Below are 21,344 nucleotides of genomic sequence, written 5' to 3' on the forward strand. Positions count from 1 at the left end.
TTTCGCCTTTCTATCATCTATCGTATGCACATACCACTTTAAATCTTAGGCACTTTCAACATGCAACCATTTTGTTTTTTTGACGTTTATGTTATAGTAACTATTGCATTCAAAAGAAAGTTAGGAGCGTATATTTCACATGAAAAAAACATTTTTAGCAGTAACATTAGCTGCATCTTTAGGTTTAGCAGCATGCGGCAACGCAGGGAAAGAAGTAGTTGTTACGTCAAGTGTAGGGGACTTAACACAGGACGAATTTTACAAAGAAATGAAATCTTTAGCTGGTGAACAATTATTACAGCAAATCATGGTTGAAAAAATCTTAAATGACAAATACAAAGTGACAAACGAAGAAATCGATAAAGAATTGGCTTCAGTAAAGGAATCTGCTGGCGAGCAATTTGAAACATTACTTTCGCAAAACGGTTTATCTGAAGAAGGCTTAAAGGAAAACATTCGCATCAACTTATTAAGCCAAAAAGCATTAGAGGAAATGGAAGTAGCAGATGAGGATATCCAAAAATATTATGACCAAGCTAGCCAGGAGCTACATGCGCGTCATATTTTAGTTGCGGATGAAGAAACAGCGAAAGAAGCAATTAAACGTATTAACGATGGCGAGGATTTCGCTGATGTAGCAAAAGAGCTTTCATCTGATGGCTCTGCTGAAAAAGGCGGCGATTTAGGCTGGTTCACAGTAGGTATGATGGTAAAAGAATTTAATGATGCTGCATACGCACTTGAATTAAATACATTAAGCGAGCCTGTTAAATCACAATTCGGTTACCACGTAATTGAAGTAACTGAAAAGCGCCCTGTAGAGGACTATGGTACATTAGAAGAGAAAAAAGATGAAATTCGCGAACAGCTTCTTGCACAATTCAGCATGGATGATGTTATTACAAAGCTTTTAAAAGATGCAAAAGTTGAAGTAAAAGATGCTGATTTAAAAGGCGCTTTCGATAAATATTCAGTAAAATAAAAAATAAAAAAGGAAATGCGACAAAATGCATTTCCTTTTTTATTTTAGTTTTTCTTAACAAATTCAGATTTTAATTTCATTGCACCGAAGCCATCAATTTTACAATCGATATTATGGTCGCCTTCTACTAAACGGATGTTTTTCACACGTGTGCCAATCTTTAACGTAGAGGAGCTTCCTTTTACTTTTAAGTCTTTAATAACTGTTACAGTATCACCATCTGCTAATAAATTGCCGTTTGCGTCACGTACAACTAGCCCTTCCTCTACAGATGCTTCCTCTGTCGTAGACCATTCATATGCACATTCTGGACAAACATACATCGCCCCATCTTCATATGTATACGCCGAGTTACATTGTGGGCAATTTGGTAAATTTTCCATTAAAACTCCTCCTTTACTAATCCCCTCTATACTGGCATATTCCCACATTAAATTCAAGCTTAAGACAAATATTCAGTCTTATTCGTGTCAAAATATTCGTGTTTTACATAAAAAAATTACTCTTTTCTACTTTTTATAGAAGGAATTTTAAGAATTTTTCCATAATAATAAAAGAACAGTGTATTATATAGTTATATTCACACTAGAAAAGGAGTGTTTCCATTTGAATTCAACAAATCAACGTGCATTTAATTTCAATGCTGGGCCTTCTGCTTTACCTTTAGAGGTGCTTCAAGCAGCACAAGAACAATTAGTTAATTTCAACGGCACAGGCATGTCGATTATGGAGCTTAGCCATCGCAGTAAAGACTTTGAGCAAGTACATAATGAGGCAATCGAACGCTTACGTACAATTTACGCTGTACCTGACAATTATGACATCATCTTTTTACAAGGTGGTGCAAGCTTGCAATTTTCAATGATACCGATGAATTTTCTACAGCAAGATGGCCAAGCTGACTATATTTTAACAGGCGTATGGTCTGAAAAGGCTTTAGAGGAAGCAAAATTATTTGGCACACCTGTTATTGCGGCCTCAACAAAGGATAATCATTATAAACACATCCCTGCCTTGGATGAATTAAATTTAAATGCTGCATCAGCATACGTGCACATTACAACAAATAACACAATTTACGGCACACAGTGGAAGGAATTCCCGACAACAGTGGCACCACTCATTGCTGATATGTCGAGCGATATTTTATCAACACCTATCGACATTAGTAAATTTGGACTTATTTATGCCGGTGCCCAAAAAAACTTAGGACCTTCTGGCGTAACGGTTGTCATTATCCGCAAAGATTTGCTAGAAAAAGCGAATACGAACATCCCGACAATGCTGAAATACACAACATTTACAAAAAATAATTCTCTATACAATACACCGCCAACATTCGGCATTTATATGTTAGGTGAAGTATTAAAATGGGTAGAACAGCAAGGTGGCTTAGAAAAGGTTGCAGCTCATAATCAAGCAAAAGCAACGCTTATTTATGATGCAATAGATGAATCAAATGGCTTCTATATAGGACATGCACAAAAAGATAGCCGTTCCCTTATGAATATCACATTCTGCCTAGCTGATGAAGAGCTGGAAAAGCAATTTTTAGCTGAAGCAAAGGCAGCAGGCTTCGTTGGCTTAAACGGACACCGCTCAGTTGGTGGCTGTCGCGCCTCAACATACAACGCCGTACCGTATGAAACATGCAAAGCATTAGCAGACTTTATGGTTGCGTTTCAGGCGAAGCAATAAATTAAAAACAGAGGCATACTCTTGTTTTTAGTTTGGTTGGGAGAATTTTGCTGTTCATTGAGCGATTTCCCATGCTCGATGGGCGAATCCGCTTATCTTATGTGCGAATCGTTACTTTTAAAATCCAAAATGGCTGTTGGAAATTTCCAACAGCCATTTCTTAAATTGTCGGCTTATAAAATGAGCGATTGTCTAATGGGAATAGACGCTCTGTAAATTCACCTGGCTTCGTTTTATCTAATGCACGTTTTAACATATTCATTTTCGCATCGATATTATCAATATAATGTAAAATTTCCGCTTCTTGAATCATCGGCTTTTTCGGGCTGCCCCACTCCTCTTTACCATGGTGCGATAACACAAGATGTTGCAGCAGCATAACCTCTTCGCCCTCAATTCCTAGCTCCGTGGCTGCCTGCCCAATTTCATTGACCATAATCGTAATATGACCAAGCAAATTGCCCTCAATCGTATAGGCTGTAGCAATAGGTCCTGTTAATTCCACTACTTTTCCGATATCGTGCAAAATGATCCCTGCATACAATAAATCTGTATTTAAAGATGGATATAATTCAGCGATTGCCTTGCCTAAGCGTAGCATTGATACGACATGGTCAAGTAAGCCTGATACATAATCATGGTGATTTTTCGTCGCCGCTGGTTGCACAAGGATGCTAGGCTGATGCTTTTTAATTAAGAAGCGTGTAATACGCGAAATATTAGGATTTTTAATTTCAAAGAAAAACTGCGTCATTTCCTCCATTAGCTTCTCTTTTGGAATAGCTGACGATGGCACTAAATCGCTCACTTGGATGCCTTCCTCTGGTCGTGCTACGCGAATTTGCTTTATGCGCAGCTGATTTTTCCCACGATAATCATGGATTTCTCCCCCAACGCGCACAATCGTTTCCGCTTTATACATATTTTCATGCTCTTCATTTGTATCCCATAGCTTTGCCTCAATATCACCGCTTTTATCTTGTAAAATAAGCGACATAAAAGGTTTCCCTACTGTTGTCACACCTTTTGTAGCTTGTTTAATTAATAAAAATTGGTCTACTGGCTCCCCAACTTGAAGCTTCGTAATTCCTTCCACTACGAAATCACTCCTTTACATTCATCGTCTACAGCACGATTTCTTTACTATTATTGTACCATGATTTACTATAATCATCTCACAAATTGTCAATAATATGGCGAATTCAAAGAAAATAATAGACATAAAATGAATGTTCATTCATAATATAGTTAGATTTACATAAAAGGTGGGGAATCTATGGAAAACTATCGCTTCACAGCATTTGAAAAAACAGGGGAAACATTGTTTGATGAAGTATGGACATTTGCCAATGATGAGGCAGCAAAAACTGAGGGCCAAAAACAAATTGAAGAAAAAGGTGTAGCAGAAAAAACGCATCGCCTTGTAAATAGTGCAGGAAAGCTTATTTTATTTCACGTATAAAAACAACAGCCGTTTACTTTTAGACGGCTGTTGTTTTTTAGCAGGCTTTACATCGCCATTGGCTGAAGCACCTCATATATTTCTTCATTTGTTGGTACATGCAAATACATGCGCAATTTAACAATACGCATTAACTCACCTTGAATTAATTGGTCTGCAAATTGTTCTCGGTCTTCAGCTGCATACATTTCTTTTAGCATTTTTGGCATATTGTGCAATGCTTCGAAATCATGTAATGCTTGCTCTAGCTCCTTCTCATTCAATAAATACTCCCCAGCTAAAACAGTTAAGCGCTCATTAAAAATATCGAGCATTTGTAGCGCATCATCGCGTATAAACATATCAAGAGCTCGCTTTGTAATTTTGCTAGCTAAGCCGCTTCCGATAAGCAATCCAACAATTGCGCCAATCATGCTGACAATCGCTGTACTAACATTTGGAATTGTCAGGCCAATACCGCTTCCAACAAGCATTCCTATCATACCACCGGTTACACTAGCAGCCGTTTTTGCGATATTTTTAAACAATTGCTGTGAGGACATTTTCCCTCTCACCGTATGCGCAATATCCACTGTCGACATCATCCCTGTAACAAGCGCACCTGTCACTACATTCGTATTCAATAGCATAATGCCTTTTTTTAGTGCGGCAGAGCTAATCATCGCCTTTTTCGTTATCGCTGTAGCCATTTTTTTAGAGGCCATTTTCGCACCACCTGTTTTAAAGGCACCTCGTATATCAGGGTTTAAATCAAAGTCCGCTATAACCTCTTCATGATTATATATTTGTAATGAGATGACTTCCTCAGCAAATGTTTCTCCTAAAACAGCTAGCCCTGTATGGATGCCATTTTCAATCGCCACTTTACGTGGTGCACCGTTCCACTTACTTTGCGCAAAGGCAGTTACTGCACTGATGCTAATTGCATCATTAACAAAATGGATACGTCCTTGCTCATCCATCGTTAAACCATGAATATTTCTTGCAAGTGTTATATGTTCAATTTGGGCATAAGTAAAAGCGCCTTTTTTAATGATTTGCCTGTAATCAATTGTATCACTTACTTGCTGCTTCATAACGTTAATAATTTCCTCATATTGCTCAAATGGCACTTCAAGCAATAATCGCTCATTATTCGTTATATAGTGTGAACAAATATCCACTGCCTTTTCTACTGTAGGACAATAAACATTGACACTTTGATTTGTATAATATTTGCCTTCCATATGTGCTTCCCCTCAATTTTATCTTTTATATAATAATCATCTTTCGCATAGATGTACAGTGAATTTTCTTTGGCTAACGAATTTCTATACTCATATCAAAGTGAGATAAATCTAATAAAAATGCACTAAAAGAGTACTATCAATAAAAATTGGTGGGATATGTCGGTACAAAATTCTACTTATTTTGATACAATTAAAAAAATCTAGTTGTTATTTTTTTAAAAAAGGATTATTAAGTTATAATTATATAAAATATGTAAAAAGGAGAATTAAAATATGAAAAACAATAAATTTTTATATCTTGTAATTATTTTAACTGTGCTGTTTCTATGTTTTCCAAATAATATGCAAATGACATCAGCAACTTTTTCTAATAATATCAATCATGAATTAAATGGAGAAATAATAATTAAATATTCGGCACCTGATATGGATTGGAAAAATGCTACTGAACATCAAAAACAAATTCTTACGAAAATTGGTTGGGAGATTGAAAATGATATTCCTGTCTTATACAGAAAGACTTCAGATATTTTAAGAAATAATAACCATAATCACAATTCGCTGAATACTCCAACTATACACCACGAAAAACATGGTATGAAAATAAGTGTTAATAATAAGATACAACAATCATTTGATGGAAAATTTCATGTAGATGAAAAGCATAGTCAAGTTTTTATAGAAATTGATGGCTTTAATAATAAAGTTCAAGTTCAGAAAAATTCAGAAGGGATATTTCAAGCAATAATTGAACTAAACCTTAGTGAAATAATTGATTCTATGAGCTATGCTTCATACAATGTAGGGGCAGTTCCTCTATTTTCTCCTCCACCTCATGGAACTTATAAGTATCAGGTAGGAGACCAAGTTCATTGTAATCGTTTTAATGGACCTTATACAGATCACTATCACTACGCTAAAACTCATCCACAAGCTTATATTAACTTTTATATGAGCGATTGTGAACACGGTGTTGCTGCGTTTATATGTAACTCATATGGAAATGACCCATGTAATAGGGATAAACAATTAGCATATTGTTCATTGATGATTTACCATATTACAAGATATCATTTACACTAATTAAATATCTTTTTGCAAGGAGGAAATAAATTTTGTCACTATTACTTATAGCCATCATTTTTATCACAATATTCCTAATTGCTACTGGATCTTTAAGAAATGATAATCTAAAACCAACTTTATTAACATATATTTTTTTCAGTAGTGTAATAATTATTTGGGGATTATTTATTACTGGCTTTTTTACCCTCTTTTCAAATGAAATAGGGAATATATTATGGACATGTAGTTGGATATATTTATTACTATTAGGTGGCATCTGTTTCATATATGAAATAAAGAATAGTAAGTTATACACTATATCCATCTTATGTGTCTGTATCATTAATCTAAGTTTTTATATCTTCTCTACTTTTCTTGGTAGCATGTGAATTTTAGTAATTTAAGGGAGGTTGGATAAAAGAAAAATGTTAGACCATATAGATAGTGTCCCTTTAAAGTTAGATTTTCACTCTAATTTTTGGGTGTAACACTATACAATTGGTCTAACATTTTGTTGATTTCAAAAAGGATATTTAACTCTGTAAAATAGAAAAATTAGTATCTATTCTCGTGTTTTTTATAAGCTCCTAGGGTTCTGCTCCCCGTTCGCTTCTTATATTTTTATCTAATTTGTTTACTGCCCTATAAAATTAGGTGGGCGCTTTTCAACAAATGCCGTAATGCCCTCTTGATGATCCTTTGTTGCATGCATTTTTGCTTGAGCTTTTGCCTCTGCCTGCAAAATACGCTCTAGCTCTAGTAATTTTTCTGTATGCAAAATTTGCTTTGTTTCAAGCATTGCAGCAATTGGTGATGCTAGCATTTTACCTACAATTTGGTCTACGGTTGCAGTTGCCGCACTATCTGGCACAACGTAATCTACTAATCCTTGTGCTAATGCCTCCTGTGCCTCCATCACTTTGCCTTCCCAAATGAGCTGCTTCGCTTTTGCTACACCTAAGCGCTCCTTCATAAAGAAATGACCGCCACCATCTGGAACAAGTCCAATGCCAATAAAGTTCATCGCAAGCTTTGCGGATTCTTCTGCAACAACTACATCACTTGCTAACGCTAGGCTAAAGGCTAACCCAGCTGCTGCACCATGGATTTGTGCAATCGTTAGCATCGGCAATGTGTAGTAGGCTTTTGTAAAGCGGGTAATTGAGGACATCAGCGCTTCAAAATCAACCGCTCCATCTGCACCAAGCATCATTTTAATATCGCCACCAGCTGAAAAGGCACGGCCTTCACCTTTGACAATTAACACTTGCACATCCGGTTGTTCGTGTAACTGCTCTAAGCAGTTAGCTAATTCCTGCATCATTGTCGCATCCATTGCATTCATTGCTTGTGGACGATTTAATGTTAAAATCGCTTTTCGCTCTAATATTTCTAAATTAATTGTTGTGTAATTCACAGCTATCTCCTCCAATAATGAATATCCATTCACTTTTAATATTCTACTTTTATTGTCGAATTCCTTTTTCTAAAAAAAATTTAGTAAATATCGAACATTTTCCATTTCAAATCATAATTAACTTAATATTCTGCAATCTCCGCTATAATAAGCTTTTCTTAAAATGATAACGGTTACAAAATACGAACATTAATAAAATATTTTAATAAATTAGTTCGCTTTTCAGTGCATACAAACAAATTTTTCAGATTATTTTTTCGTTTTTTTCGGAAAAAGTCGTTGACAAACATTTATTTCCGGCTTATGATGTTATCAAATTTAAATATGCAAAATATTGTGACGGAGACATGCTCATCGTACTTGTTCTAAAGAGAGCTGATGGTTGGTGCGAATCAGTGAAGAAGACGAATGTAGTTCCACTCCTGAATAGATAAGTGGAAAATTACAGTATACTTATCCGCGTCATGCTCGTTACGCATTGGAAAGATTGCAATTATATTTTTCTGAATATTTTTGCAATGAATAAGGGTGGTACCGCGTAAGTATGTTCTTTATAGCCTTTCGCCCCTTACATGTTGATGTAGGGAGCGAAGGGCTTTTTATTTTATTTAAAAATTAAAGGAGAGAATGAAATGATGACAACGCAAGCAGTAGAAAGAGCAACAAAAGCAATTACGGTTTTTATCGCTGATCCATTAAGTGAGGATGGCATTTATCCATTAATCCAAGAATCTGAATTGAATTTAAATATCATAACAGATACAGGCTTAACACAGTCGCAATTAATCGAAAAAATTGCCAATGTTGATGTGCTGTTAGTGCGTTCACAAACAACTGTAACACGCGAAGTAATTGAAGCAGCCAAAAATTTAAAATTGATTGGGCGTGCAGGTGTTGGTGTTGATAATATCGACTTAGCCGCTGCAACAGAGCATGGAATTATCGTTGTCAATGCGCCAGATGGCAATACAAACTCTGCAGCTGAGCATACGATTGCGATGATGACTGCGCTTGCCCGCTACATCCCACAAGCATTTAATACGTTAAAAAATGGTATTTGGGATCGCAAATCTTATGTTGGTGTTGAATTAAAACATAAAGTTTTAGGTATTATTGGCATGGGACGTATCGGTGTGGAAGTCGCATATCGAGCAAAAGGTCAGCGCATGAAAGTGATTGCCTACGATCCATTTTTATCTGAGGAGCGTGCACAAGAGCTTGGTGTCACAAAGGGAACAGTTGATGAAGTATGTGCTGCGGCTGACTTTATTACAGTGCACACACCGTTATTACCAGAAACGCGCAATCTGATTAATAAAGAGCGCTTTGCTATTATGAAAGACGGTGTTCGCATTATTAACTGTGCACGCGGCGGTATTATTAATGAAGATGATTTATACGATGCAATTGTAGCGAAAAAAGTAGCAGGTGCAGCATTAGATGTTTTCATTACAGAGCCTGCAACAGACCATCCATTATTAACATTGCCTGAAGTCATTGCAACACCACATTTAGGCGCATCTACTATCGAGGCACAGGAATCTGTTGCTGTTGATGTATCAAATGATATTATTAAATTTTTCAAAACAGGCACTGTTACAAACCCTGTCAATATGCCGTCCATTTCAAAAGAAAAGCTAGCACAAATCGAGCCGTTTTTCGGGCTTGCTGAAAAGCTTGGACAATTTCTAATTCAAGTAACAACTGAAGCAGTAAAGGAATTAAATATTTCCTATGCTGGGGATGTTGCAAACTTTGATGTACGCCCGTTAACAGCAAATGCAATTAAAGGCTTGCTATCAACAAACCACGGCACACATGTCAACAATGTCAACGCTCGTTACCTTGCTGAGCGTATCGGCATGAACATTAATGAGCATAAAACAACGACAGCAAAAGGCTTTACAAATTTAATTACGGTTGAAATTAAAACAGCTAATGAAACGCATACAGTTGCAGGTACTTTATTAAATGGTTTAGGTGCACGCATCGTCAAAGTAGAAGGCTTTGTAGTCGATGTTATTCCAGCAGGTAACCTTTTATATATTAAAAATACGGATAAGCCTGGCGCAATCGGTCGCGTCGCAACAAAATTAGCTGAAAAGGATATTAATATCGCCACAATGCAAGTAGGTCGCGATATGGTCGGTGGTTCGGCAGTAATGATGCTGGCAATCGACAATATTGTCACAGCTGAAGATTTACAATATGTCGCACAGCTCGAAAACATTGACGAAGTGAAAGCAATTACACTGTAGCAATAATAATTGTCTGAAAAGAAGCCTGAATGCGCTACTTTTCAGACAATGTATTATTTGCTATAAACGCTTTATTATAAAAAATTCCTTCCTTTTTTCAGACTTCTCTTTTTACTTATTTATTCGCTGTCGCATATAATGGTAAGCAAAGGAGAGATCGTATATGAAAAAATGGCTCTTTAGTTTACTTGCTGTATTATTGCTAAGCATTGCCTTTCTGAACATGGAAACCAAAGCAGCGCAAAATAAAACAGCGGTAAGAACTGTTGTAGAGGAAACATACTTACTATCAGAGGACTATGTTACACCGATTACAGCATTACCACCGAAAGCAATTGTCCTTTTACATAATGTCAAAGCTGGGTGGGCACATATTGAATATAAAGGTCAGCAAGGCTACGTACCTTCTACTACGCTGAAATCTGCTCAAGCAAAATTAATGCTTGTATCTTCAAAAAACCCACCGATTGTACGCGAGTCAACAGTTGCTCAAGCAAAGCATTTAGGCAATCTTTATGTAAATAGCATCGTACATGTATACGCAACGAATGAGGAAAACTGGTATTTTGTTCAGTATGGAAATTTAACAGGATATGTCATCGCAACAGCATTAAAAACACCGACTACTAAAAAAATGCTTGTCCAACGACCAGATGGGCTCGTAGTGCGTGATGTTGCAAGTAAATCAGGGGAAAATCTATCTGTCATTCCTGCAAACACGAAGGTGGATGTATATACAGATTTTCAAGGCTGGGCGTATGTTGTGTCAGCTCAACAGGTTGAAGGCTATGTATTAGCACATGGCTTAAAGGAAATTCCGATGCCGAAGCTTGGCAAATACAGTCAAGGTGTTGCAACAAAAACGAAGCGCATTGCTTTAACCTTTGATGATGGCCCACATCCTACTGTGACAAAGCAAATATTAGCAACATTAGAAAAGTACGATGCAAAAGCAACATTTTTCGTGACTGGACATCGCGTTAATAAGAGTCCTAAAGTGTTAAAGGAAATTTATGATGCAGGGCATGAAATAGGCAACCATACATGGAATCATCCTAAGCTCACACAAATATCACTAAATCAAGTTAATGCACAAATTAATGAAACAAATACTATTGTTAAATCAATTATTGGTGAGGAGCCAACATTATTTAGACCTCCGTATGGCGCATACAATAAAGAAATTTTAAGCTCCTTATCTGTTCCGCTTGTTACATGGTCTGTTGATACGCTCGATTGGCAACATCATATGCCTGCTAAAACGTTAAAGGCCATACAAAATGGCTCATACAATGGCAGCATTATATTAATGCATGATATTCACCAAACAACAGCAGATGCTTTAGATAGTGTTTTAAGCTATTTATCAAAGCAAGGCTATGAATTTGTGACAGTGTCAGAAATCATTACACAGTAACCATTTTACGTATAAAAAGAAGGCTAGATGAAAATCATCAGCCTTCTTTTATCTATATTGATTCAGCTCCGCAAACGTCAAATATGGCGTCGATGCTGTTTGTAATATGTCCATATGATCTACAACCATTATTCCTGATACACAGGCAATTGCAATGATGCCTGCTGTCATCAAAAGCGATAGCTTGCGATGAATTTTTTGCATTTCTGTATTAGAGGATTTATGATCTTTGCTACGTACTAGGGTGAAAAAGCGTGCTCGCTGACTTTCCTGCGCTAATACAGCATGACATGCGAGACAAAGCTCTGCAACATGTCCTTCTACATGTAATTGATGAATTTCCACAATATCTGCTGTACGTCGGCAGTTTTCACAACAGTTCATAAACATTTCCCCTCCATTCACTATACTCTATTATATCTAAAAAATCAGAAAATTCAATATGTTGAATAAAAAAAGCGTGAAAGTAATTAGCTACTTTCACACTCCATTTTTATAGACTCTTTACAAGCGTCAAAAATGCTGTTAATGAATCTACTTCATATGTAGGCATTACCTCTGCATTAGGCTCTTTGTGCTCGCGGTTCACCCAGACGTTGCGCATCCCTATACGCGATGCCCCTAAAATATCTGTCATTAAATTGTCGCCGACCATTATGGCATTTTCAGCTGTTGTGTTAGCCTGCTCTAGCACATATTCAAAAATAGCTACATCTGGCTTTCCTTTGCCGAAATCACCTGAAATAATAATATGGTCAAAATAAGATATGAGCTGCGGCGTGATTTCAAGCTTGGTATTTTGCAAGCTCGGTGCACCATTCGTTAGCAAAACGAGCTGATATTTTCCCTTTAGTTCATCCAATACCGCAAATGTATCCTCATATAAAAATGGATTTTTTTTACGCTCTGCTACAAATCGCTCTCCAAGCTCAAAGCCAAACGCAGCATCCTCAACCCCAAGCTTTGCTAACGCCTGTGTCCATGCATCTGTACGATATGCTGGTACAAGTGACTTCATTTTTTGAAACATCTCAGTTGGATCATCAAATGTTCCCCAAAGCCCTTCAAATGGATTAATGCCAATTAGCATCGCATAATCATATGTTTCATATGCTTCATAAAGCGCCCTAGCACTCTCACGTACAGCCTGCTCCAATTGCTTTGCATCCACAGCATAACGCTCACTTGCATATGCACAAGTATTGTCAAATGCTGTTTGCACTGATTTTTTATCCCATAATAATGTATCATCTAAATCAAAAATGATGGTTTCAATTGTCATATGGCAGCCCCTATCTATGTATTCTTCTATTATCCTACCATAATAGCTAACTTTTCAGAACATTCTTTCATAAAATTCAACTTTAATTATTTGAGAGCTTTATTTTACAGCCTCGCTAACTACTATGTTAAAGTGAATATATAAACTTGAGGAGCTGTTTTTGAAAATTCAGCGGCAGCTTGCTATATAGCAAAGGAACTGTCGGGAAAAATCCCCCGACAGTTCCTTTATTTCTTCCTATTACGCAATGCCTGCACCATTTGCTTCATCTTATTTTGCTGTGCAGTTATTTCTTCATCTAATCGCTCGATGTGATAGATGCCATCTTCATAGCTAATTGCTACAATATCCCCTTCAGACAGTAGCTCGCTATATTCACTACGATGGATCAAAATTTGCTCAGTTTCCTCTGGTCGCTTCAAAAAAATCGCATAATCTCCTTCAAAGCGATCTAATGTATAGTTATTCAAGCTCACTAACAATCTCTCCCTTTACATTGATAAGCTTTGCTGCATCACCACTATTTGACCATATTTGCTTTGAAGTCCATTTTAATTTTCCTTTGCCATCCTTTGCATCTGCTCCACTTGTAATCGATAATTTGCCGTTTGGCTGAAGTGTAATATTTGGGAAATTAAATACTTGATTACCTTCTACAGATACAAGCTGCCAGCCTTGTAATGATACTGGTTCACTTCCCGTATTTTGAAGGACTACCACTTCATTAACTAAATCCTTGCTCATTAACTCAACCGTTGTTTTCTTCGTTGTTGGCTTTGGTGTAACGGAGCTCGTCGCACCAATACCCGTCCACTCAGCCGCTGTTGTATTATAGCTTACCCCATTTGTTGTAAAAACAATCGTGCCCGCTTCTGCAGTACCGTAAATTTTGCTTTTAACTGTTAGCGCATTTTCAATAACCTCTGCGTGTGGGTGACCATATTTATTATCCTGTCCATAGCTTAAAACAATCGCCTCAGGCTTTACTGCTTGAACGAAGGCTAAAGAGCTACTCGTATTTGAGCCATGGTGTCCTGCTTTTAGCACGGTTGCTTGAATATTTTCATTTAACAGCTGCTTTTCAATACTCACACCTGCATCACCTGTTAATAAAAATGATACTTCTCCATATGTAATTTTCAAAACGATTGACGCATCATTATTGTCTGAGGCATTTTCGTTCGCATATATTACTTCTGTTTTTAATTCCTTATCAAAATCAATTATATCGCCTTTCTCTGGTACGCTATAAACGATATTTTTATCCGAAACTAATGTTAGCATTTCCTCAAATGTTTGTGATGTATGCACTTTTCCAGAATCAATAAAATGCTTGATTGAAATGGAATTTAACACGGCAATCAAACCACCGATATGGTCTGCGTCAGGATGTGTCGCAACAACATAGTCTAATTTATTAACACCTTGCTCGCGTAAATAGTCAACAACCATTTTACCTGCTCCTTTTACGCCTCCATCAATCAACATCGTTTTTCCACTTGGTGACTGAATCAAAATAGAATCACCTTGCCCTACATCAATAAAATGCACTCGCATTTCTTTACCGGAAACAGGCTGCTGCTCTGTTTGTTGAAATTCCACTGTACAGCCTGCTAGCAATAAAGCAATTACAAGTAAACTAAAAAATATTTTTTTCATTTAAAACCTCATCTTTTCTACTGCTTGGCATAAGCAATTTTAAAATCATTGCGACCGTTGCGCTTTACTACATATAGCTCTTCGTCAGCTGCCTTTAAAAGCTCTGTGAAATTTTCAACATTTGTAGCATCTACTACAAAAGCACCTATACTCAAACTAATTTTTACATGTCCTTTTTTAGTTAAAATAGATTGCGTTTTGAATAATAAATAAAGCTTATTTATTATTTCTTCAAATTGCTGTGTATCTTTTGTATGTACACACGCAATAAATTCATCTCCACCATAACGAGCAAAAATAGCGTCATATTGTGCAAATAGCTTTGCTGCACTTGTTGCTACAAACTTTATAATATCGTCGCCTACTAAATGTCCATGTTCATCGTTTACTTGCTTAAAATAGTCAATATCAAAAATAATGCAGCCAACAAAATGATTGTAAGACGCAGCGTCTAATAGATACTTTGGTGCTTGATATTCGATATAGCCACGATTATATATTTTAGTCAATGGATCAATAAAGGATGCCATTTTATACTTCCGCTTCTTTTCATCTAGCTGGAATTTTAATAAGGCGCGATTATATGATTCTTGCTTATGCTTTTCTAATAGCTCAATATACTCCTCTTGGGCTCCAACAAGCTTCTCAATTTTATTACTTTTCTTGTAATAATCAATAAGGCCACGTTGCATGACTTTGACCATATAAATATCACCCTGCCCGAAAAAAATTTGCTTTGCTTTTTCAGCAGCTTCAATTGCTTGCTCAATATAGCCTTTCGTAAATGCCAATGCCATTCTTGCATTATACAGCAACGCCCGATTACGATCATCACGATCCCTGCCATATCGTCGTATAGTTTCTTGCATTTTTACATATAGTACATCTGCCTCTTCTATGTCCCCAACATACGCAAGAGCAATTACCGCATTTCCCTCTATCGGCAGTAAATCAATTTCTTCGCACTCAAAATAAGGTACCACCTTAAGCGATTTCATCGCATATTCCTTCGCTCGCGCATAGTCTTTTAAATCATGATACAGATTCGATAAATTGGAATATGTGTAACATAACCGCTTATATTCCTTTTGCTTTCGAGCAAGTGATTCCGATTTCAGCATAACCTCTTTTGCCATTTCCGTATGGTTTAACACCATATATAAAATACCTGCTAACCCATAGTATAGGCTGTAATGTTCATTCGATGGATGACTGCTGCATATTTGTTCCACTTGAAAGAGCGCAGCAAAGGCTTCTTCATAGCTGCCCGTATATATATAAGCAACAATTCGATTTTTTAATATGTCTAAGATGTCATCCACTTCATTTAACTTGAATAATCTATTCTCAACTTCATCACTTAAAATAATAATATCCTCGTAGCACTCTTCAGCACGTAGATGTCTAATTGTTGCAGCTAGCTCTTTTAGTGTACCTTTATTCATCAACGCATCTCCTTGACTCTCCACGGAAAGCGGAGGAATTATTCAATACAAATATTTATCTTGATTAACGGGCTAATTTCTCTAACAACTTCTCATTTTAGTTTCTTACAACGCTCATATCATATGCCCCTCTATTTTAAAATGAGTTACCTACAATTCCTTTAATAACAAATATCCCCTATTTAAACAAAGCAGGAAATAACATAAAATAAATATGCTATTCCCTGCTATTTTACCTAATTTATGCGTATAAATCATTTAAAATTTCAATTTTTTTCTTAATTGCTTCTTCAAAAGTCGCAATATAAGCTGCTGGGTCTTTAGGATTATGGAACTGAGTTATTTTCCCTGTTTCAGGATGAACAAATTTCGATGAGGCACCACAGCCAATGCCTAAAATTGTTTGGACTTCCTCCATAATTACGATATTGTAAATAGACTCCTCGCCAGGCTTACAATAGCCGACATTTTCTAAGTTCCCTAAAATATTTTTTTGACGGTACAAATAATAAGGAACATAGCCGTTATTTTTTGTCCAATCTGTCGCCATCTGCATCATTTCACTTACCGTATCTCGATCTGCTACACGATATTTATCTTTATTGCGCGTCATTTCAGATGCGCGCTTAAAGCTTAATGTATGCACAGTTAACGATTCAGGCATCATTTTTGCGGACTCATTTAACGAATGCTCAAATTCTGCAATACCCTCATTTGGCAGACCAATAATTAAGTCCATATTAATATTATTCATACCATGCTCACGCGATAGCCAAAACTTATCAATCGTTTCCTGTACTGTATGATGGCGCCCGATTGCCTTTAATGTTTCCTGCGTATACGACTGCGGGTTTACAGAAATACGATCAATTCCCCATTTTTTCAATACTTCTAACTTTTCTGGTGTAATCGTATCAGGACGTCCTGCCTCTACTGTAATCTCTCGAATCGTATGCGGGTTTGGAAATGCTTCAAACATCGTTTGATAAAGCGCGTCCATTTCATCGGCTTCAATAGAGGTAGGCGTTCCCCCACCCCAATAAATCGAGGTAATGCGCATATTATTTTCTGTTAACCATTTACCCATTTCGCGCAATTCAATATGCAACCCATCAATAAACTTCTCTACGCGTCCTTGCTTGCGATTACTTTGAATCGCATACGCTGGGAATGTACAATAAGCGCACATCGTTGGACAAAACGGTACACCAATATAAATTGAAATTTCCTGCCCTAGCTCATCCAAATCTGGAATCACTTCAAGCTGTCGTGCCACAATTTCCTTCATTAAAGAAATTTTCGCATCTGATAGACGATAATCCTTTTTTAAAATAGCAAAAATTTCTTCCTCACGCATGCCAGCTTTGCGGTATTTATGATAAAGCTTTGTTGGGCGCACACCTGTTAAAATGCCCCATTGCTGCGTCATACCTGTATACTGCTCAAGCACATCAAGCATTACGTATGAGAGCGCACGCTTCATGCGAATGCTCTGCTCCTTTTCAGTTCCCTCTGTTGCATAACGAATCGCATAATTGCTCGTATATTTTTCACCATCAACCGTTAATTGCGCCTCTGTATGAATTGTAAAATCTGCTTCTATACGATGCTGAAAAGCAATAGCCATATCAGTGCCATCTTGTGTAAGTTGAATAACTGAATCTTCATAAAAAAGATTGGCAATATGGTTTAACACACGATTCCAATCTTCTTTAAACTGTTCATTTATTTGTATTGTTTTCATTATTTTTTCTCTACCTCATTGTAAATTAGCGTTTATAAACATACTAATTATCATTGTACCAAAAAACGTCGATATTTTTTGTAAAAATGCTTGATGTTTTTTAATTGTTTCTTTTGTATAATTCCTTTAACAGCTTAGTAGGAGGGATATTCAAATGGAGCATGTTTTATTAGAGCAGGTCAAACATACACGAGCATTTTTACGTAAGGAGCTACTTGCAACTATTTTCACTGAATTTGACCAACAATGTATGGCATTAACAGAGGAGCAGCGACAAGCTAAATATCAAAAAATGCTGGAAAGTCCATTTCGTTTTTTTAGGGGCAGTGCCTATTTATTTTATTATGATACAACAAAAATCCCGTCAATTTTCCATACACCTCCAATGAAACCAACTTGGATTCAAGGCGATATGCATATGGATAACTTCGGTGCTTTTCAAAATGAGTCAGGTACAATTGTGTTCGACATTAATGATTTTGATGAAGGCTATGTTGGCTCCTATTTATATGATTTGCTTCGTATGAGTGTTAGCATCGCACTTTATTTGGAGGAGCAAGGCTTGCATACTGCTACACAGGAAATGGCAATCCAATCGTTTTTAACAAGCTATATTCAGCAGCTTCAACGCTTTCAACAAAAAAAGGATGACCCCTTCACATTAATTTTTACAAAGGATAATACGACAGGCCCTATCAAAAAAGTATTGAAAAAGCTAGAAAAACAGCAACGAGAGCAATTTTTGCAAAAAATTGCCCACCTGACTGAGGATGGACAACATATTTTCCAATGGTCAGAGGAATTACAGCCTGCATCCGCCGAGGAATATTCGGCAATCATTGAAGCATTACCACATTATAAGGTGAAGGATATCGCCATTAAATATGGCTCTGGTACAGCGTCTATCGGCTTGAAGCGCTACTATATTTTAATTGAGAGTGGCGATGACACACAGCATGCAGATGATGTCGTGTTGGAAATGAAGGAAGTACGCACAGCGATTCCTTCTTATTTTTTACCATATCACGAAGCATTTTGGATACATTATGAGCATCAAGGTGCACGTGTTGTTGGCACACAAAAGGCTATGCATCATTTAGAAGACCCTTACTTAGCTTATTTAACAATAAATGACCAGCAATTTTACATCCGTGAACGCTCACCCTTCAAGAAAAAGGTTAAGCCAAAAAACTATAAAGAGCTGGAAGATTATTTTGCCACTACTGCCATTATGGGACGTATCGCTGCGAAGGCCCATGCCCGTGCAGATATCGATTACTCTGCTGTTTTTACATATCATAGCGAGGATGAAATTTTACAAGTCATTCAAGCAACGCCAGATACTTTTAGCAAGGAAATCATTTTACAGGCGTTGTCCTATAAAGAAATCGTTTATGCAGACTATGCGCAATTTCAAGACCTTGTAAATGAATGGTTTCCAGTAGAAAATTGAGGCGGCAGATTTTATGAGCGATTCTCTCTCCAAAAACTATAAGTAAAAAAGTAGCACAAACCAACATTAAGGTTTGTGCTACAAATCATATTTTATAGTCCGTCATAAAGCGCTTGAACAGGCTTTGTTAAAATACGGTTTACTTCTTCGATTACGCGGCTTAAGCCCATTTCAGCTTCAAGCATTGCGAGAATTTTAACGTTTTGCTGTGCAAGCTGTGCTGCCTTTTGTGCGTAAGCTAACTCATCCTCCAAAAGCTCCTCGCCAGCCATTTGCTTTTGCTGTAGCTTCATTTGAATATCGCGGAAGTTTGTAAATAAGTTTTTTGCTTCCTCATCTCCACGCACAGCCTCTACCGTTTCCTGTAATACTTTAAATTCATTTGTATTGCGGAATGTTGCTTCCAATCTGTTAATATCGTCATAAATGTTAATCATCGTATTCCTACTCTCCTATTATTTTGTCATAAAGACAATGAGTGCTTGCACAATACCGACAAGACCACCAATAATACCACCTAGCCATGTAATCATACGTAGCTCACGGCTAATTATGCCTAAAACAAGCTCTTCCAGCTTGGCAATTGGGAATGAATCAACTTGCTCTCGCACAACTTCCGCTAAATTTAGACGCTTTAACACATCTTCAATTTTCTCTTCCGCTGCTAAAAATGCTTTGTCCATTACTTTTGGTAGTAGCTCATCACACACCCAAGCTTGCCCATTCGGCCAATAATCGTGAATCGTTTTATCTAAACGTGCCTCGATTGCTAGCTGCTCCTTAGCATATACCTGAATGCTCTGTTCAATCGTATCAAAGTTTACATCTTTCATAAAGTCCATTGCTGGGCGCTGTTTAATTTTATCCCATTCTGCTGAAAAAATGCGATATAAAAGAGCGCTCGTTCCAGGTGCTTGTAAGAAGCGAATAAGCTCACGCTGTACTTTTTCTACAAGTGATAAGGAATCGCCCATAAACATTTGAATCATGCCGCCAAAGGAGCCTTTTGAGCTTAAAAAATCATCCAGCATATTTTTAATTGTTTTTGCACCTTCTGGTGATTGGAAATAAACGACCCCTTTATCTAAAATTTGATCGACTGCCTCACCAATTTTTTTATCTAATACTGGCTCTAAATCTTCAGGTAATAGCTGCTGAATCGTTTTTGTTGCGAGCGTGTTTTTGACAGATGTGAATTGATTGGCAATGACCGTATCCACTTTTTGTTCCAGCAATGCCGGCATATGCTGTAAATTCGCAAGCATTAGCCAATCATTAATTGTTTTCTCTGTCGTAAATACAGTTTCAGTAATTTTTTGCTTAGCAAAGGCCTGTACGTTATCACGTATATCCTGCGACAAAAATTTCTTTTTAATCGTATCAGGTGTTAATAAATAATCCGATACCGTTTTCCCTAATTGTACTGCTAGCACATCCCGTCTTTTTGGAATAAGCCCTGGCGTTAATGGCAAGCGCCAACGCATAAAATAAATCGGCTTATACGGACGGAACAGCATTTTAATCGCCATATAGTTGGTTGCGGCACCTACAATTGCACCTACACCTGCTAGTAAAATTAATAGCCCAAATAAACTATCCATGATATCCTCTCGTTTCTATATCAATTACGCTCATATTGTATAACAGAAAAGCTATTTCACAAAGCAATCGCTATTGCATATTGCTTCACCTATTTAGTACGATTAACAGGAAGGGGTGGTTTCATGATTCAGCATTTTCATTTTAAGCCATTGTATGAAAATAAACAGTTACCTGGCTGGCTTATTAGTTTTTTCTATAAACAACAGCGCTATCAAGCGGAATATCATAAAGATGGTAGCATTCGATTTCTTGGTGCAGCACCAGCAGAGGACGATTTAGCCGTTGTCGAGAAAATGGTGCATGAGCTTATGTTATTCCATGTATATGATTGAGCATCGGGTTAAGGGGCTTGTCTGAAAAGACACGTCCCTTAAAAAATTTACCATCAGTTAGTAACAGTAACTACGCAAACTCCTCATTAAAAACTCCCTCCTCATAACAAAACCAGCTAAGCATATACTAGACTAGCATAGAGCTAGTAGGAGGGAATACCATTGGAAATCATCCAAGGAATTTTATCAGTATATATGCAATTTTTCGATTGGGCGATGTGGTGTAACCGCTAAAATAAAATTAACAGTTTTTGCTCATTTCAATTGAACACTTTTTCACCAATTCAATAGTTTCCTGT

20 protein-coding genes and 1 other annotated feature are annotated in these 21,344 nt (G+C 37.0%); of the genes, 8 read left to right on the forward strand and 12 right to left on the reverse strand.

Annotated features, from left to right (window positions below):
• Window positions 1–139 precede the first annotated feature (139 nt).
• Window positions 140–982 (forward strand): peptidylprolyl isomerase, encoded by an 843-nt coding sequence (locus M3Z76_RS10825; RefSeq protein ID WP_293926507.1) that lies wholly within the window; start codon window positions 140–142, stop codon window positions 980–982.
• Window positions 983–1,026: 44 nt separating this feature from the next.
• Here the strand turns inward: M3Z76_RS10825 and M3Z76_RS10830 are convergent, their stop codons facing one another.
• Complete coding sequence (locus tag M3Z76_RS10830; RefSeq protein ID WP_293926510.1) at window positions 1,027–1,365, reverse strand: zinc ribbon domain-containing protein YjdM; 339 nt, start codon at window positions 1,363–1,365, stop codon at window positions 1,027–1,029.
• Window positions 1,366–1,588: 223 nt separating this feature from the next.
• On the opposite strand from M3Z76_RS10830, the gene serC reads away from it, so the two are divergent.
• Complete coding sequence (gene serC, locus M3Z76_RS10835) at window positions 1,589–2,680, forward strand: 3-phosphoserine/phosphohydroxythreonine transaminase (protein WP_293926512.1); 1,092 nt, start codon at window positions 1,589–1,591, stop codon at window positions 2,678–2,680.
• Window positions 2,681–2,840: 160 nt separating this feature from the next.
• Here the strand turns inward: serC and yhaM are convergent, their stop codons facing one another.
• The gene (gene yhaM / locus M3Z76_RS10840; RefSeq protein ID WP_293926515.1) at window positions 2,841–3,776 is read right to left on the reverse strand and encodes a 3'-5' exoribonuclease YhaM; all 936 of its coding nucleotides are present in this window, start codon (window positions 3,774–3,776) and stop codon (window positions 2,841–2,843) included.
• A 180-nt stretch (window positions 3,777–3,956) separates the two neighbouring features.
• Here yhaM and M3Z76_RS10845 point away from each other — a divergent pair, with 180 nt between their 5' ends.
• A complete protein-coding gene (locus tag M3Z76_RS10845; RefSeq protein ID WP_293926518.1) occupies window positions 3,957–4,142 on the forward strand; it encodes a YhzD family protein in 186 nt (61 codons plus the stop codon).
• A 47-nt stretch (window positions 4,143–4,189) separates the two neighbouring features.
• On the opposite strand, the gene M3Z76_RS10850 is transcribed toward M3Z76_RS10845, so the two are convergent.
• Window positions 4,190–5,368, reverse strand: coding sequence for a hypothetical protein (locus tag M3Z76_RS10850; protein WP_293926521.1), 1,179 nt, complete (start codon window positions 5,366–5,368; stop codon window positions 4,190–4,192).
• A 276-nt stretch (window positions 5,369–5,644) separates the two neighbouring features.
• Between M3Z76_RS10850 and M3Z76_RS10855 the strand changes: the two genes are divergently transcribed.
• Window positions 5,645–6,454: a hypothetical protein gene (locus tag M3Z76_RS10855; RefSeq protein WP_293926523.1), complete on the forward strand. Its 810-nt coding sequence runs from the start codon at window positions 5,645–5,647 to the stop codon at window positions 6,452–6,454.
• A 616-nt stretch (window positions 6,455–7,070) separates the two neighbouring features.
• On the opposite strand, the gene M3Z76_RS10860 is transcribed toward M3Z76_RS10855, so the two are convergent.
• Window positions 7,071–7,853 (reverse strand): enoyl-CoA hydratase, encoded by a 783-nt coding sequence (locus tag M3Z76_RS10860; protein ID WP_293926526.1) that lies wholly within the window; start codon window positions 7,851–7,853, stop codon window positions 7,071–7,073.
• A gap of 327 nt (window positions 7,854–8,180) precedes the next feature.
• Window positions 8,181–8,425: a binding site (T-box leader), on the forward strand.
• 60 nt (window positions 8,426–8,485) lie between these two features.
• On the opposite strand from M3Z76_RS10860, the gene serA reads away from it, so the two are divergent.
• The gene (gene serA, locus M3Z76_RS10865; RefSeq protein ID WP_293926528.1) at window positions 8,486–10,111 is read left to right on the forward strand and encodes a phosphoglycerate dehydrogenase; all 1,626 of its coding nucleotides are present in this window, start codon (window positions 8,486–8,488) and stop codon (window positions 10,109–10,111) included.
• A gap of 163 nt (window positions 10,112–10,274) precedes the next feature.
• Window positions 10,275–11,528 carry a polysaccharide deacetylase family protein gene (locus tag M3Z76_RS10870; protein ID WP_293926530.1) on the forward strand — a complete coding sequence of 418 codons (1,254 nt, stop codon included), beginning with the start codon at window positions 10,275–10,277 and terminating at the stop codon, window positions 11,526–11,528.
• A 48-nt stretch (window positions 11,529–11,576) separates the two neighbouring features.
• Here M3Z76_RS10870 and M3Z76_RS10875 read toward each other — a convergent pair whose 3' ends face one another.
• From M3Z76_RS10875 to M3Z76_RS10900, 6 genes are all read right to left on the reverse strand, one after another.
• Window positions 11,577–11,912 carry a hypothetical protein gene (locus tag M3Z76_RS10875; RefSeq protein ID WP_293926532.1) on the reverse strand — a complete coding sequence of 112 codons (336 nt, stop codon included), beginning with the start codon at window positions 11,910–11,912 and terminating at the stop codon, window positions 11,577–11,579.
• 109 nt (window positions 11,913–12,021) lie between these two features.
• The gene (locus tag M3Z76_RS10880; RefSeq protein ID WP_293926535.1) at window positions 12,022–12,810 is read right to left on the reverse strand and encodes an HAD family hydrolase; all 789 of its coding nucleotides are present in this window, start codon (window positions 12,808–12,810) and stop codon (window positions 12,022–12,024) included.
• A gap of 227 nt (window positions 12,811–13,037) precedes the next feature.
• Window positions 13,038–13,286, reverse strand: coding sequence for a DUF3006 domain-containing protein (locus M3Z76_RS10885; RefSeq protein WP_293926537.1), 249 nt, complete (start codon window positions 13,284–13,286; stop codon window positions 13,038–13,040).
• On the reverse strand, window positions 13,273–14,469 hold the full coding sequence (locus M3Z76_RS10890; protein WP_293926540.1) for an MBL fold metallo-hydrolase: 1,197 nt from the start codon (window positions 14,467–14,469) through the stop codon (window positions 13,273–13,275). Before M3Z76_RS10890 ends, M3Z76_RS10885 begins: the two co-directional genes overlap by 14 nt.
• Window positions 14,470–14,486: 17 nt before the next feature.
• Window positions 14,487–15,914, reverse strand: coding sequence for a GGDEF domain-containing protein (locus M3Z76_RS10895; RefSeq protein WP_293926543.1), 1,428 nt, complete (start codon window positions 15,912–15,914; stop codon window positions 14,487–14,489).
• Window positions 15,915–16,155: 241 nt separating this feature from the next.
• Window positions 16,156–17,658, reverse strand: coding sequence for a coproporphyrinogen III oxidase (locus tag M3Z76_RS10900; RefSeq protein WP_293926546.1), 1,503 nt, complete (start codon window positions 17,656–17,658; stop codon window positions 16,156–16,158).
• 154 nt (window positions 17,659–17,812) lie between these two features.
• Between M3Z76_RS10900 and M3Z76_RS10905 the strand changes: the two genes are divergently transcribed.
• A complete protein-coding gene (locus M3Z76_RS10905) occupies window positions 17,813–19,111 on the forward strand; it encodes a DUF2252 domain-containing protein (protein WP_293926548.1) in 1,299 nt (432 codons plus the stop codon).
• 92 nt (window positions 19,112–19,203) lie between these two features.
• Here M3Z76_RS10905 and M3Z76_RS10910 read toward each other — a convergent pair whose 3' ends face one another.
• Together M3Z76_RS10910 and M3Z76_RS10915 are read right to left on the reverse strand one after the other, a co-directional pair.
• Complete coding sequence (locus M3Z76_RS10910; RefSeq protein WP_293926551.1) at window positions 19,204–19,548, reverse strand: YlbF family regulator; 345 nt, start codon at window positions 19,546–19,548, stop codon at window positions 19,204–19,206.
• 18 nt (window positions 19,549–19,566) lie between these two features.
• The gene (locus M3Z76_RS10915; RefSeq protein WP_293926554.1) at window positions 19,567–20,712 is read right to left on the reverse strand and encodes a DUF445 domain-containing protein; all 1,146 of its coding nucleotides are present in this window, start codon (window positions 20,710–20,712) and stop codon (window positions 19,567–19,569) included.
• Between the two features lie 123 nt (window positions 20,713–20,835).
• Between M3Z76_RS10915 and M3Z76_RS10920 the strand changes: the two genes are divergently transcribed.
• The gene (locus M3Z76_RS10920) at window positions 20,836–21,045 is read left to right on the forward strand and encodes a YheE family protein (RefSeq protein WP_293926557.1); all 210 of its coding nucleotides are present in this window, start codon (window positions 20,836–20,838) and stop codon (window positions 21,043–21,045) included.
• Window positions 21,046–21,344: the final 299 nt, after the last annotated feature.

It is taken from the genome of Metasolibacillus sp., assembly GCF_025291715.1.
Classification (GTDB): domain Bacteria; phylum Bacillota; class Bacilli; order Bacillales_A; family Planococcaceae; genus Metasolibacillus; species Metasolibacillus louembei.

Coding starts and splice junctions, on each gene's coding strand:
- M3Z76_RS10825 (WP_293926507.1), top strand. CDS start 140: ATGAAAAAAACATTTTTAGCAGTAACATTAGCTGCATCTTTAGGTTTA.
- M3Z76_RS10830 (WP_293926510.1), bottom strand. CDS start 1,365: ATGGAAAATTTACCAAATTGCCCACAATGTAACTCGGCGTATACATAT.
- M3Z76_RS10845 (WP_293926518.1), top strand. CDS start 3,957: ATGGAAAACTATCGCTTCACAGCATTTGAAAAAACAGGGGAAACATTG.
- M3Z76_RS10850 (WP_293926521.1), bottom strand. CDS start 5,368: ATGGAAGGCAAATATTATACAAATCAAAGTGTCAATGTTTATTGTCCT.
- M3Z76_RS10855 (WP_293926523.1), top strand. CDS start 5,645: ATGAAAAACAATAAATTTTTATATCTTGTAATTATTTTAACTGTGCTG.
- serA (WP_293926528.1), top strand. CDS start 8,486: ATGATGACAACGCAAGCAGTAGAAAGAGCAACAAAAGCAATTACGGTT.
- M3Z76_RS10870 (WP_293926530.1), top strand. CDS start 10,275: ATGAAAAAATGGCTCTTTAGTTTACTTGCTGTATTATTGCTAAGCATT.
- M3Z76_RS10875 (WP_293926532.1), bottom strand. CDS start 11,912: ATGAACTGTTGTGAAAACTGCCGACGTACAGCAGATATTGTGGAAATT.
- M3Z76_RS10880 (WP_293926535.1), bottom strand. CDS start 12,810: ATGACAATTGAAACCATCATTTTTGATTTAGATGATACATTATTATGG.
- M3Z76_RS10890 (WP_293926540.1), bottom strand. CDS start 14,469: ATGAAAAAAATATTTTTTAGTTTACTTGTAATTGCTTTATTGCTAGCA.
- M3Z76_RS10895 (WP_293926543.1), bottom strand. CDS start 15,914: ATGAATAAAGGTACACTAAAAGAGCTAGCTGCAACAATTAGACATCTA.
- M3Z76_RS10900 (WP_293926546.1), bottom strand. CDS start 17,658: ATGAAAACAATACAAATAAATGAACAGTTTAAAGAAGATTGGAATCGT.
- M3Z76_RS10905 (WP_293926548.1), top strand. CDS start 17,813: ATGGAGCATGTTTTATTAGAGCAGGTCAAACATACACGAGCATTTTTA.
- M3Z76_RS10910 (WP_293926551.1), bottom strand. CDS start 19,548: ATGATTAACATTTATGACGATATTAACAGATTGGAAGCAACATTCCGC.
- M3Z76_RS10915 (WP_293926554.1), bottom strand. CDS start 20,712: ATGGATAGTTTATTTGGGCTATTAATTTTACTAGCAGGTGTAGGTGCA.
- M3Z76_RS10920 (WP_293926557.1), top strand. CDS start 20,836: ATGATTCAGCATTTTCATTTTAAGCCATTGTATGAAAATAAACAGTTA.